Consider the following 13469-nt stretch of genomic DNA (forward strand, 5'->3'; position numbering starts at 1 on the left):
GCAGCGTTTATTTGGTTGTTTACGAGTATGAAGACGGCATCAGAGCAAGCGTGGGAGCCGCCTAGAACCATGCCTGCCGAGCAGCAAGCATCAGCGCCAGCGTCCGATACGCCAGCACCAATTGCCTCTTATCATAATGGCGTTGCGCGCGCGTCACAATCTGTCGTCAATATCTATACCACGCAGACGATGGCCGAGCATCCTTATATGAACGATCCAGTATTGCGCCGATTTTTTGAGTTTCATGGTGGGCCATCACAAGAGCAGGGCAATACGAACTTGGGTTCTGGGGTCATTGTTTCAGAAGATGGTTATATCGTGACCAACGCTCATGTCCTTGAAAAAGCTGATGAAATTACGGTTGCCTTTAATGATGGGCGCAAGAGTCGTGCGAAATTGATAGGTACTGATCCAGACAGTGATTTGGCGGTGATTAAAGTTGATATGACCGATTTGACGCCCCTTGGTTTCCGTAAAGACCCTATCCGTGTTGGCGATGTGGCATTGGCGATTGGTAATCCATTCGGGGTTGGTCAGACGGTGACGCAAGGTATTATCTCAGCGACAGGGCGAACAGGACTTGGCGTTAATAAGTTTGAAGACTTTATCCAAACCGATGCGGCGATCAATCCGGGTAACTCAGGTGGCGCGCTGGTTGATGCTTACGGCGAACTTATTGGTATTAATACCGCTATTTACTCGCGCTCTGGTGGTTCGATGGGTATTGGTTTTGCGATTCCTACTGCCATCGTTGAGCAAGTAATGAATGCGATTATTAAAGATGGTAAGGTTAGCCGTGGTTGGCTTGGTATCGAAATCCAATCGCAGCTACGCGACCCAACCCAGCTTGAAACTTCAACAGGGGTCGAAGTATTTAATGTCGTGCCTAAAAGTCCAGCGGCTAAGAGTGGCTTACGCATTGGTGATATTATTTTGTCAATTGACGGTATTGAGATGACAGATGCCAATACCTTAATCCAATATGTCGCTCGTAAAGCACCAAATACCACGCTTAATGCCCAAGTCTTACGCCAAGGCAAAAACAAGCAAGTAAAAATCCTACTCGAAGAGCGTCCAGCGCAAGAACCTATGGCGCGCCCTGTTATCATTCACGATGAAACGCTTGGTGGTATGAGCGATCCTAGTCTACAAAATGATGGAGAAGAAGTGCCAATGATGTCAGAAGCGGAGCGTGACCGTATGCGCGAAGAGCTATTGCAGCTATTTGAAAGAGATGGTGCACCTTTATAACGCCATGATTTACATATAGTGCTTTACAGTTTAAGAGATAACAAAAAGCGCGCTATTTTGAAGATAGCGCGCTTTTTTTATTAGCGTTTTGACTTTTAAAAATAACTTTATGAATATACCCGCTATTTTTCTATCAGCTCATGATTGATATAAATGACGCCTTGCACGCGGCAGCAGCAGGGCAAGATTTCGTCTTCTTCAATCATAGCAAGCGGCTCAAACGGATAATCAATAACGTGTGAGCTGGCGATGCGCTTGATGCGGCAACTGCCACAATAGCCTTCCTTACACTGATAATTGATATCATGTCCGGTGCGTAGCAATCCATCGAGCAGACTTTCGTCATCATGCAAGTAGAATTGCTTCTTACTCGTCATTACCCAAGTCATAATTCAACCTTATCTTAATTTTCCCATCGTATATAAAGTGCCTTTAATGGTACTTTTTAATCATAAAATCTTGCTAAAACGATATGGGCCTAACCTTAAAATAGTAAGATTAAGCCATGACAATCATATTATTAAAGCCAAACGTTTAAAGCTCAAAGCTCTTAAAGTTCAAAGTCGTCAAAGTCACTATTTGATAAATCTGAATCAATTTGACCGACCAGGTACGAGCTGATTTCGGTTTCTTGCGGCGCAACTTGCACGTTATCAGACGACAACCAAGTATTAATCCATGGAATCGGGTTTGATTTTGAGTTCGGGAACGCGACTGGCAAGCCAACCGCTTCCATACGTAAATTGGTGATATATTCGATATATTGGCAAAGGATGTCTTTATTTAAGCCGATCATTGAGCCGTCTTTAAACAGATAGCCCGCCCATTCTTTTTCTTGCTGCGCCGCTTTGGTAAAGATTTCGATGCTTTCTGCATAGCACTCATTGGCAATCTCAACCATTTCGGGATCGTCACGACCATTACGCATCAAGTTTAGGATATGCTGCGTACCGGTTAAATGCAGCGCCTCATCACGGGCGATTAGTTTAATAATCTTGGCATTACCTTCCATTAGCTTGCGCTCAGCAAAGGCAAACGAGCAGGCAAATGACACATAAAAACGAATGGCTTCTAGGACGTTAACCGCCATTAAGCACAAATACAGCTGCTTTTTCAGCGATTTTAAGCTAACGGTCACTTCTTTGCCATTGACGGTATGCGTGCCTGCGCCATACATATTATAAAGCTGTGAGTCGTAGTACAAATCATCGTAGTACTTAGCGATATCAGAGGCGCGCTCTAAGATGTGCTCATTTTGCATGATGTCATCGAAGACCACGCCGGGATCATTGACGATATTACGAATGATATGGGTATAGCTGCGCGAGTGAATGGTCTCAGAAAACGTCCACGTCTCAATCCACGTCTCAAGCTCAGGAATTGACACCAGCGGTAATAGCACCACGTTTGGGCTACGACCTTGGATAGAGTCCAGTAGGGTCTGATATTTTAGATTACTGATAAAGATATGCTGCTCATGCGACGACAGGTTGCCATAGTCGATACGGTCTTTTGAAACGTCGACTTCTTCTGGACGCCAAAAGAACGACAGCTGCTTTTCAATCAACTGCTCAAAGATAGGGTGTTTTTGTTGGTCATAACGCGCCACGTTAACCGGTTGACCAAAAAACATCGGCTCTGTTAGCGCATTGTTTGGCGTTTGAGAAAAAATCGAGTAAGTCATAGTTCCACCTTTATAAGTGCTACAGTTGTGAATCAAAAGTTTTAAAATACCGTCTAAGAAATACTTTCAAAACGGCGTTATAGGTTTTCTAAAGAAATTTGCGTTGGTTCTTGTCCATCATTCATATAAGCTTTAAAAATCTCGCTAAGCTCACTATCATCCAACCCTTCCAGCTCATCGATAGCGCTCTTACGCAGCGTACTTAAATCTACCTCTGCGGCTTTGTGTGCTTCTTTTTTTAGCGGCTTTTTTACTGGTTTTTTTGCTGGTTTTTTTGCTGGTCTTGGCGCATCCATCTTTGGCATTGCGCTGCTATTCAATTGCTGACGAACTTCCTCGATATCGACTGCTACTTGAACGATATGCGAGTTACCATCATTTAGGTCGGAAAATACATTAGGGATAAATAAACCACCGTCTTTGATGATTGCGGTATATTGCACGTCTATGACCTCCGTCATTTTTATTCTTTGTGTGTTGCGATTATAGCGGTAAAGTTAAAGGATTTTTAGTTAATAGTCATTATACTCAGCAGCCAATCCCGCCTACCGCTTGTATCTGCCTAGCCGCTGGCGTGCAGTCTATCGTGTCTGACCGCATTCCTGTTGTCTCGATACTACGTCCAGCCACGGACTGCATCGCCATTGTCGTCAGCAGGACACCGCTATAGTCGGGGCTAAACGACCTTGTTAGGGCGTCTTTCTTTTTTCTTAGCGACCTTGCTATTTGAGCATATTTTGTAGGGTGCGCCTCGCGCACCTTTAAACACAATTTGCATATCATCGGTGCGCTGGGCGCACTCTACATCACTATTTTATAATGTTTATCAGTTATTGCTAATGATCGTAGCTTCTCCAAATGTTGTTTGCATGGATGATATGACGTTAGCATATTGTTTATGAGAAATACCCTGCAAATCTACTGCCTTGTATATAGAATCTAAATTATTAATTGAAAGTTTGTCCTCGTCTTTGTATCGCTCAATAAATTGTTTAGAAATAACTTTCATATTGGGGTTGGTGAATCTTTCCGATAGTAGGTTTACTATCTTGGAAGATTTAACTTCGTTTTGGTCAACTAGTAATAAGTTATGAATCAAAGCAAGTATTTGGGGCGTTATCGCGCTATTATTATCCATAGTAATATCTTTTATTTTTAATAAATCAAGTAACTCATCTAAATCAAACGAATCTAGTCTCATATTATTAAATAATTCTCTGGAATAACTTTTAACCACAGAAAGTAGAAGTATCAAAGGTAAGTCATTACCTGCATATTCTGATAAAGAAGCTAGATAGAACTTGGTGTATAGCCTAGTAACATCTCTAGCTGATAACTGAAGATGTTGGGTAAACCATATTCCGTATGCTTCAATGTCTGCTCTATTTTCTAAAGTTCTTATATTATCTTTACCCGAATAATTTTCAGAGAGGCTTTGCCAAAATTTATTATAATCAGGCGTATTTAAGTTAATCTCAAAATCGAAGAATCTCTCTAAATATTTCTGTCCATTATAGCTCTCGCCATAAACACCCGAGATTGCCTTTCCAAGTTGTTCTAAATCAGTTCCTAGTACAAATATAATATTTGGTGTATCAAATATATGCTTAATTCTTTCAAGTAGTTCAATACAAAAGCTCGGCTTACATCTGTCAAGTTCATCAATTAGAATAACCATTTTATTGTCATTCTCAATCAATAAGCTTAGCTTGTCTTGCAATAATTTTACTTCTTTTTCTTCCTTAGTAAAGTTGTCAAATACTTCACCTGCTAACGCTGAAACCGCTTCTTCTGATATCTCAATTAATCTATTACCTATACCAATAGGTGCGACTAGGTCAACTATAGCTTTAGATCCGTTGACAGCAATTGACTTGAGAACTTTGATAGCTATTTTTTTTATTTCTTTAATATCTTTTTCTTGCGAAAATTGTTTGATTATGTGGTTAAGTATCAATAAAAATGGTTCTCGATCAAAGTCATTTTCCCAAGCGTTAAAATAAGAGACTTTAATTTCTTTTTTTTGTAATTCAGCTTCAAGAAATTTGAGGAATGTTGTTTTTCCAGTTCCCCATGGGCTGTCTATGGCAATAGTACAAGGATCAGAGAGTTTGGTTATTAACTCAACAATATTTAGAACTTCAGGTTCACGGTCGAACTTATCGTTCAAATAAATATTATTGATAGGAATCTTAATGTTTCTATCATTAGATATTTTCACTCACAACTCCATATGATATTTAATAATCCTAATTAGCGGATTCAACTCAAAAGCCAAACCCGCCATTCATCAACCTAAATCTTACAGGCACCACCAGCACAATCATCTTCCATATCCGCTTGGGCATCGTTCGCACCATCGCGCGTATTATGATAATAAAAAGTCTTTACGCCAAGCTTATACGCGTTTAGCAGATCTTTTAGCAATATCTTCATCGGTACACGGCCACCTTCATAACGAACAGGATCGTAGTTGGTATTGGCAGAGATACTTTGATCGACGAACTTTTGCATGATAGCGACCAGCTTTAGGTAACCGTCATTGTTCGGCATTTGCCACAGTAGCTCGTACTGATCTTTTAACTTATCAATCTCAGGCACGACTTGCTTTAAGATACCATCTTTTGACGCTTTGATAGACACCAGACCACGTGGTGGCTCGATACCGTTGGTCGCGTTGGCGATCTGACTAGAAGTTTCAGACGGCATCAAGGCAGTTAGGGTAGAGTTGCGCAGACCGTAAGTAATGATTTCAGTGCGTAGCGTTTCCCAATCGAGATGTAGCGGCTCTTGGCAGATTTGATCCAAGTCTTTTTTATAAGTATCAATCGGCAAGATACCTTGCGAGTAGGTAGTCTCGTTAAATGCCGGACACGCGCCTTGCTCTTTTGCCAATTTGTTCGATGCTTTTAAGAGATAAAATTGCAACGCTTCAAAGGTTTGATGGGTCAGACCATGCGCGCTGCCGTCTGAATAGCGTACGCCATTCTTCGCAAGATAATACGCATAATTAATCACGCCAACACCTAGTGTGCGGCGACGCATACTGCCATTTTCAGCGGCTTTGACTGGATAGTCTTGATAGTCGAGCAGGGCATCAAGCGCACGGACGATGAGTTCGGCTGGCTCTTCGATATCGCTAACGTTTTTAACTTTGCCTAGGTTGACTGCTGATAACGTACAAAGGGCAATTTCGCCAGTTTCGTCATTGATATTATCAAGTGGCTTGGTCGGTAGCGCGATTTCCATACATAGATTTGACTGGCGAATCGGTGCAACTGTCGGGTCAAATGGGCTATGGGTGTTGCAATGGTCGACGTTTTGGATATAGATACGACCAGTGCTGGCGCGCTCTTGCATCATCAGACTAAACAATTCTGTCGCTGGAATTTGACGGCTACGGATATTAGGGTCGTTTTCATACTTGGTATATAGCGCTTCAAATTTGTCTTGATCTTCAAAAAACGCATCATACAAGCCTGGAACATCAGATGGTGAAAACAGCGAGATATCTTGACCTTTAATCAAACGGGTATACATGGTTTTATTTAGCTGGACGCCGTAATCCATATGACGGACACGGTTGTCTTCAACGCCGCGGTTGTTTTTTAGCACCAATAATGACTCAACTTCTAAATGCCATAATGGATAAAATAACGTCGCTGCACCGCCGCGTACGCCGCCTTGTGAGCAGCATTTCACCGCCGTTTGGAATAGTTTGTAGAATGGAATACAGCCAGTATGCTGGGCTTCGCCGCCACGGATAGGGCTACCAAGGGCGCGGATACGACCAGCGTTGATGCCGATACCAGCGCGCTGTGAGACATAACGGACGATGGCACTGGTGGTGGCGTTGATAGAGTCTAGGCTATCACCACATTCGATTAGGACGCACGAGCTAAACTGGCGCGATGGCGTGCGTACACCTGACATGATGGGCGTTGGTAGCGAGATTTTAAATTGTGAGGTCGCATCATAAAAGCGTTTGACATAGCTTAAGCGCTCGCCCTTGTCATAATTGGCAAACAAACACATGCCAACGAGCATGTATAAAAACTGCGGACTCTCGTAAACGGTCTTGGTCACGCGGTCTTGGACAAGGTATTTGCCCGCCATTTGCTCAACGGCAGCATAAGCCAGATTCATATCGCGCCAGTGGTCGAGGTATGCTTCTAATTCATCAAATTCTGCGCGGCTATAGTCGGCTAGGATATGTTCGTCATATTTACCAGCATCGGTCAACGTTTTGACATGGTCATACAGATGCGGCGGAGTAAATTTGTTATAAGCAATTTTACGTAAATGGAAGATTGCCAAGCGCGCCGCCAAATACTGATAGTCAGGTGTGCTTTCAGAGATAAGATCGGCGGCTGACTTGATGATGGTTTCGTGAATATCACGCGTTCTGATACCGTCATAAAACTGAATATGCGACTTTAGCTCAACTTGCGATACCGACACATTATCTAAATCATGAGCTGCCCACTCGATAACCTTGTGAATCTTGTCTAAATCAATGGGCTCTAAACGTCCATCACGTTTGGTTACTTTGATATTATCGATATGTGTCATGCTGACCTCGTAAGTTGATTGCTAGGTAGTTATTTATAATGTTGCTTTATAGGCTGCTGCGCGGTTAAATCTGGCAGACATGCTTTGTCACGCTATCTTTCAGACGCTATAACATCCTGTTATGGTAGGTTTTTTTAGGCAAAACGATGCCGCTGCTCATAGTGACGGTTTAAATCACTGAGCACTACATATAGCGTATTTGTTAGCAGGTGGACACAATATAGCGGGAAAATTTTGAAAATGCTATATTGATTTTAAAGGCAAACTATGTTGATGCGAGGGTAAAGCGTGTCCAAATTTTGGCAAAGGACGATGGGATAAGGGTTAGACGCCGATAAGAAAAATAATAAAAGTTTTGTAAAAAATGGCGCGGATTTACTTTTTATTGTTGGCTAAATTTATAAGGGCCAATCGTCTAAATAGCAGTTATATTTCGGGTGGAGATTGTACCGCAGACAATAAAAAATCGCCACCCATATGAGTGACGATTCGGATGAAAAACGGGCTGGATTTTATAAAATTAGCAAAACTGACTTTAAACCACCATACGTACGGTTTTTGCATTATCAAGCGCCGCATAAAGCGTGTTCACTTGCTCAACGGTGGTTAAGTATAAATTGGCACGTACCGAATGGAAGCGTCCCGTTTTTGAGGGTTTGACTTCCATAGAGGCCAAATCAAACTCAGGGAACTGACTACCTAAGATAAGCTTCACTTCATTGAGTAAACTTTCGTGCTCACCTTCATGCCCGATGATACTCATTGGATAGTTCATCGGGAACTCCCACAGCTCAGGGTTTTGCACGTCGGTTTTTTTACCTTTTAAGATACCGTCATTGGCGACCAATTCTGTCACTTTAACTTCTCTTTTTGGCGTTGGACTAGTATTGTTGCCTTGGTTTTCGGTATTTGAACTGCCAGTGCTTGTATCGCCGGTGTCTTTTGGATCATCAGTCATGATGTGGTCCTTATTTTTTATTGAAATATGATAAGCGCTTTATGCACCATTTATAAGGGCGTTCGGTGTATTATTCAAGTGGCAGCCAACGATAACTTATATTAAAACCGTTATTTTTTATAACCACAAATTGCCACATAGTCGCCGCGATCATAGCCTTCGCTGACCTCTTGGACTTTGTCGTTGGCATACATAGGGTGGGTCAATAAAGTCTGCGCATATTCAAAGTCGACGAAACCATTGGCTTGCATTAAGGCGATTTTTTCATCAGAGGTGCGCCAGTTGGCTGATTTAACCAGCTCAATTGGGTAAGGGTCAGCAGGCGAGATGTGCGCAAGTAATGGATGCTCCCACGTATCTACCGCGCTCGCCAAATTGTATAAGCTGGCAAAGCCACTTTCTTTTGGTACATCAATCAGGATAAGTTTGCCGCCAATCTTTAGAGCGTCAAAGGCTTTTTTGATACAGATATCTAAATTGCTGATATAGCTGACACTGCCATTAAACATGATGATGTCAAACTTATTGGGCTCAATCTCGCAGGTTTCGGCAGGGCTGATATCGACTTGCATACCGCGCTTTTCTGCGACTGCTGCCATGTCTTTTGACGGCTCGATACCATATTTGATATGAATGTCATAGTCTTTTGCCAGTAGAGACTCAAACAGTCCGCTACCACAGCCGACAGACAATATTTCGCTGTCTTTATCCAAGAAATGAGCAACCAGTTTTAGTTCGCTGGTGAGCAGATTTTGATTGTCAAAAAACCAGCTGTCATACGCGCTTGCGTGTTCATCGAATGCTGCCATGATGTTTCTCCTTGTGGATCGTTATTATTAATCATTATTTTTGATTCTAGAGGGCTTTTTTAGAACCAAGTCAGATTGAGTATAAATTAAGACAAATCTAACGCCTGCTGCCAAAAATTGACTTCCATACGCGCCGCGGTATTAAATAAGTATTGGAACTTGGCTGCCTGAGCAGGGCTGGCATCGGCTAATAGCGTATTAATTTGTGCTTCGTTTTGTGCGGTAATTACTTGAAACTCCTCACTGGAAAACACGTCAATCCATGGCTGATACGGATTATCAGCGATAAATCCTTGTTCTTTTATAGACTTGCCAATTTCCCCATAGCCCATCAAGCAAGGCGCAATAGCGGCATAGAGTTCAGCTAGCGAGCCTGACATCGCAGCGTCTAATATATAGCGACTATAGGCGATGGTCACAGGCGATTCAGGTGCGCTTTCCACTTCCTCAATCGGCAAATTCCAATCACGGCAGAAGTCCAAATACATACCAATTTCCATGTCGAGCATGGCATTGACACCCGTTTGACCGACGCGCATTTGTGCTAAGTTATCGCTTTTATAAATACTGAGCGCCATGACGCGGGTATAGTGAATTAAGTATAAATAGTCTTGAATGAGGTAGTGGCGAAAGCTATCAGGGGCGAGCGTGCCAGCTGTCAGTTGTTTGACGAAATCATGCTGAGTGTAATCGTCCCATGTGGGGCAATGGTGGCGTAGGGTTTGATAATCCATAGTTTTTACTTACTGTTATAAAGTGCAGTAAGCTAAATATAAGAAACGAGAAGTGATAAGGCACAGTAAATTTGCCAGTCTAGGGTAACTAGATTGGCAGAATATAAAGTAATTGTGACTTATATATCGACACGCTTGTTTCCTACGTCAGTGCTAACTGCATCAGGTCCGCGGGTAATTCTCAGCCATGATTTTGATAGTAATTAAATCATCAAAAATCAAAGCACCCCGACAAGGTTTTTATGATTTAAATGTTGGTCTTTATGATTATAAGACAACCAAGCGTCCCTATGATAGGCGAGATCAGTCATCATTAGCAAGTGATGCTCAAACAACCATCAATAAAACTGATCTACATTTAAAAAGTTATTTTTTAGTAAGCTGTTCAATAGCAGTGTGATAGAGCATCAGCATGGCTTTAAAACGGCGCTCATATAAGCCTTCTGCATATAGCAGCTCCACACTTAAGCTATCGATCACGCCTAAATAGGCGTCGGTATATAGCGCTAGTTGCGCAGAGTCGAGATCATAAGGCTGTAGAGCGAGCTGTATTTGCTCAGTCAGCACCTCAATATAAACGTTAAAAGTCGCCGCGCTGGTATTGGTCAGATGCACAGGTGCGGCATAGGCCATGCGAATTAAAAACCGTAAGGTAATTGCGCTTTCATAACGTGCTTCAAAGGCGTGGCAATACGCTTCACCGGGAGCAGTAAACTCATTAGTCGTCGTAAAGCATGACTTAATAAACGCACATTCCGACTCGAGTGCATCTTGCAGTAATTCTAAGTATATCGCTTCTTTACTGGCAAAATGCGTATAGAGAGAGGCTTTGCGGATGCCCACAGCCTTGGCAATATCACTGAGTGATGCGCCCTCATAGCCGTGCATAAAAAAAGGCTCAAACGCAGCATCAATAATACGTTGCTTAGCGCTTGAGCGGGGTTTATGACTTTGCATAGGCCTCCTCTAATGATGTTGTGGCGACAGTGCTATCAGGTTTTAAACTTCTAGAACTAAAATAAACCAAAGTTAAAATAACGGGTCCCATAACACCTAGCAAGATTAACCAATATAAGGTGTTTATTTCGACCAATTGCCCCGCGATGGGCGTGGCAGTAGATGAGAGTAACATAGGAATGGCGCCCAATAAAGCCGCGCTTGAGCCCAAAGCGCTGCGCTGCGAGTCCATTGCAATTGCCATTAATGTCGCCTCCAATACGCCAAGGCCAAATAATCCTAAGGCAATACCAGTGACAATACCGATCAAACCCATTGATAGTAGATAAGCGACGATGCAGACGGCACTACCGAGCATCATGACACCGGCACCGATTAAGGCCAAATGTGACGCTGATATTTTTTTGACCAAATAAGCGGTAGAAGAAGCACCTAAAATTAGACTGATGCTGGTCAAGCCAAAGACAAAACCAAATTGCTCTAGGCTAAGACCGTAGTCGGTTTGATAGACATAAGCAGAACCACCGATATAGGCAAACAAAAAGAAATACACCGCAGATAGCGCAAATAGATTAAAGACAAAGGTTTTGTTTTTTAATATAGCGACATAAATGCTAGTGATGTTTTTTATATTTAATTGAATGCGCTTGTCTTTTGGCAAAGTTTCTTTGATATTCAACAGCGTATTGATCAGCACAATCATACCTAACGCCGCCAAAATAAACATGACGCCGCGCCAACCATAATGCGCACCGACGATACCACCGATTGCTGGCGCGACGATTGGACCTAATGCCACAATGGTATTTAGTAAAGCATAAATTTGTGCCGCTTTCGGTCCATCGACGAGATCGCGTACCATGCTCATTACCACTACGATAGCCATAGAGGCGCCAAGACCTTGCAAGATACGGGCAAAAATTAGGCTTTCAATACTTTGTGACCACATCGCCCATACGGAAGCGCCGATATATGCCAGTAAGCCTGCAAATAATGGTGCGATGCGCCCGATGGCATCAGATACGGGACCAAATACCAGTTGTCCTAAACCCATAAAGATAAGAAAGACGGTCAAAGTGATTTGTGTGGTGGCGTAGGAGGTATTGAGGTCTGTTGCCATGTTTGGCATTGAGGCTAAATACATGTCAATCGCTGCAGGGCCAAGCGCCACAATGATCGCAAGAGAGATGACAGTTTTGATATTGATGTGTTTTACATTGGTTTGCTTATTCATAAGAGTGCACTATAACTATTTATCTATTTAACTTTGTATAACTACCGAACGGTAGGTAGTTATACTCGCTATTTTAAATAAAGGCAATATTTTTATGAGTCAATTGCTTATGTAATGCTATAGCGGCTTAATATTCAATAGATAAAAGCTAATAATTAACCACTAACTACCATTAAATAACAGGCACAAAAAAGCTGAGACATGCTCAGCTTTTTTGAGGTAATTTTAAGAAACTTTTAGACAATGAATTTTGTCTAGATAAATTAGTCATTTTCTAAGAACGAACGCAGATGCTCAGAACGTGATGGATGACGCAATTTACGCAAAGCTTTTGCTTCGATCTGACGGATACGCTCACGCGTCACATCAAACTGCTTACCGACTTCCTCTAAGGTATGATCGGTTGGCATATCGATACCAAAGCGCATTTTAAGCACGCGCGCTTCACGCTCAGTCAGATTGCTCAAGACATCACGCGTGGCTTCTTGTAGGCCAGCCGCCGTGGCATCATCGACAGGGCTCGAAATTGTACCATCTTCGATAAAGTCGCCTAGGTGTGAGTCTTCATCATCACCGATAGGGGTTTCCATAGAGATAGGCTCTTTGGCAATTTTTAGCACTTTACGGACTTTGACTTCGTCCATCTCTAAGCGTTCACCTAATTCCTCAGGCGTCGGCTCGCGGCCCATTTCTTGTAACAGCTGACGAGAAACGCGGTTTATCTTGTTAATGGTCTCAATCATATGCACAGGGATACGAATGGTACGTGCTTGGTCAGCAATAGAGCGGGTAATCGCCTGACGAATCCACCAAGTGGCATAGGTTGAAAACTTATAACCGCGGCGATATTCAAATTTATCCACCGCTTTCATCAGACCAATGTTGCCTTCTTGGATTAAGTCCAAGAATTGTAGACCACGATTGGTATATTTTTTAGCGATAGAAATCACCAGACGTAAATTAGCTTCGACCATCTCTTTTTTGGCACGGCGCGCTTTTGCTTCACCGACGGCCATACGGCGAGCAACGTCTTTCATATCGTGGATTTTCATATCGAGCTGCTGCTCGTAGTCACGAATGCGGCGCTGTAATAAAATCACGTCATCGGCGACTTTTTCTAGCGTGCCAGCAAAAGCGGGCTTACCTTTGATACGTTCAATCAGCCAATCGACGTTGGTTTCATTGCTTGGGAAAGTCTTACGGAACTCGTCACGCGGCATCCGGCCACGGCGAATCACCAAACGCATGATTTGACGCTCATGCTTACGCA

Annotated in this window: 12 protein-coding genes; 1 reads left to right on the top strand and 11 read right to left on the bottom strand. The window is 42.7% G+C overall.

Annotated elements, in window-relative coordinates:
• Positions 1-1251: S1C family serine protease (locus tag V7D75_RS06825; protein WP_333613950.1), on the top strand; the 1251-nt coding region annotated here is incomplete at its 5' end.
• Between the two features lie 122 nt (positions 1252-1373).
• Here V7D75_RS06825 and yfaE read toward each other — a convergent pair.
• From yfaE to rpoD, 11 genes are all read right to left on the bottom strand, one after another.
• A complete protein-coding gene (yfaE, locus tag V7D75_RS06830; RefSeq protein WP_068408173.1) occupies positions 1374-1640 on the bottom strand; it encodes a class I ribonucleotide reductase maintenance protein YfaE in 267 nt (88 codons plus the stop codon).
• A 161-nt stretch (positions 1641-1801) separates the two neighbouring features.
• Positions 1802-2935 (bottom strand): class Ia ribonucleoside-diphosphate reductase subunit beta, encoded by a 1134-nt coding sequence (gene nrdB / locus V7D75_RS06835; protein ID WP_144296877.1) that lies wholly within the window; start codon positions 2933-2935, stop codon positions 1802-1804.
• Positions 2936-3012: 77 nt separating this feature from the next.
• On the bottom strand, positions 3013-3396 hold the full coding sequence (locus V7D75_RS06840; protein WP_333613951.1) for a hypothetical protein: 384 nt from the start codon (positions 3394-3396) through the stop codon (positions 3013-3015).
• A gap of 365 nt (positions 3397-3761) precedes the next feature.
• Complete coding sequence (locus V7D75_RS06845; protein ID WP_333613952.1) at positions 3762-5156, bottom strand: KAP family P-loop NTPase fold protein; 1395 nt, start codon at positions 5154-5156, stop codon at positions 3762-3764.
• A gap of 74 nt (positions 5157-5230) precedes the next feature.
• Positions 5231-7507, bottom strand: coding sequence for a class 1a ribonucleoside-diphosphate reductase subunit alpha (gene nrdA, locus V7D75_RS06850; protein WP_333613953.1), 2277 nt, complete (start codon positions 7505-7507; stop codon positions 5231-5233).
• A gap of 535 nt (positions 7508-8042) precedes the next feature.
• A complete protein-coding gene (locus V7D75_RS06855) occupies positions 8043-8336 on the bottom strand; it encodes a YbeD family protein (RefSeq protein ID WP_306767968.1) in 294 nt (97 codons plus the stop codon).
• Between the two features lie 239 nt (positions 8337-8575).
• Entirely contained in the window at positions 8576-9274 is a 699-nt protein-coding gene (locus tag V7D75_RS06860) for a class I SAM-dependent methyltransferase (RefSeq protein WP_333613954.1), read from the bottom strand.
• An 86-nt stretch (positions 9275-9360) separates the two neighbouring features.
• A complete protein-coding gene (tenA, locus tag V7D75_RS06865) occupies positions 9361-10008 on the bottom strand; it encodes a thiaminase II (RefSeq protein WP_333613955.1) in 648 nt (215 codons plus the stop codon).
• A 366-nt stretch (positions 10009-10374) separates the two neighbouring features.
• Positions 10375-10965: a TetR/AcrR family transcriptional regulator gene (locus tag V7D75_RS06870; protein WP_333613956.1), complete on the bottom strand. Its 591-nt coding sequence runs from the start codon at positions 10963-10965 to the stop codon at positions 10375-10377.
• The gene (locus tag V7D75_RS06875; RefSeq protein WP_333613957.1) at positions 10952-12199 is read right to left on the bottom strand and encodes a multidrug effflux MFS transporter; all 1248 of its coding nucleotides are present in this window, start codon (positions 12197-12199) and stop codon (positions 10952-10954) included. The genes V7D75_RS06870 and V7D75_RS06875 overlap by 14 nt, the downstream gene beginning before the upstream one ends.
• 263 nt (positions 12200-12462) lie before the next feature.
• On the bottom strand, positions 12463-13469 hold a 1007-nt coding region (gene rpoD, locus V7D75_RS06880; protein ID WP_333613958.1), incomplete at its 5' end, for an RNA polymerase sigma factor RpoD.

The organism is Psychrobacter sp., assembly GCF_036731945.1.
Taxonomy (GTDB): domain Bacteria; phylum Pseudomonadota; class Gammaproteobacteria; order Pseudomonadales; family Moraxellaceae; genus Psychrobacter.

Excerpts from the sequence above, each read along its gene's own strand:
- tenA (WP_333613955.1), bottom strand. The coding sequence starts at position 10,008 with ATGGATTATCAAACCCTACGCCACCATTGCCCCACATGGGACGATTAC.
- V7D75_RS06840 (WP_333613951.1), bottom strand. The coding sequence starts at position 3,396 with ATGACGGAGGTCATAGACGTGCAATATACCGCAATCATCAAAGACGGT.
- V7D75_RS06875 (WP_333613957.1), bottom strand. The coding sequence starts at position 12,199 with ATGAATAAGCAAACCAATGTAAAACACATCAATATCAAAACTGTCATC.
- V7D75_RS06860 (WP_333613954.1), bottom strand. The coding sequence starts at position 9,274 with ATGGCAGCATTCGATGAACACGCAAGCGCGTATGACAGCTGGTTTTTT.
- nrdA (WP_333613953.1), bottom strand. The coding sequence starts at position 7,507 with ATGACACATATCGATAATATCAAAGTAACCAAACGTGATGGACGTTTA.
- V7D75_RS06870 (WP_333613956.1), bottom strand. The coding sequence starts at position 10,965 with ATGCAAAGTCATAAACCCCGCTCAAGCGCTAAGCAACGTATTATTGAT.
- nrdB (WP_144296877.1), bottom strand. The coding sequence starts at position 2,935 with ATGACTTACTCGATTTTTTCTCAAACGCCAAACAATGCGCTAACAGAG.
- yfaE (WP_068408173.1), bottom strand. The coding sequence starts at position 1,640 with ATGACTTGGGTAATGACGAGTAAGAAGCAATTCTACTTGCATGATGAC.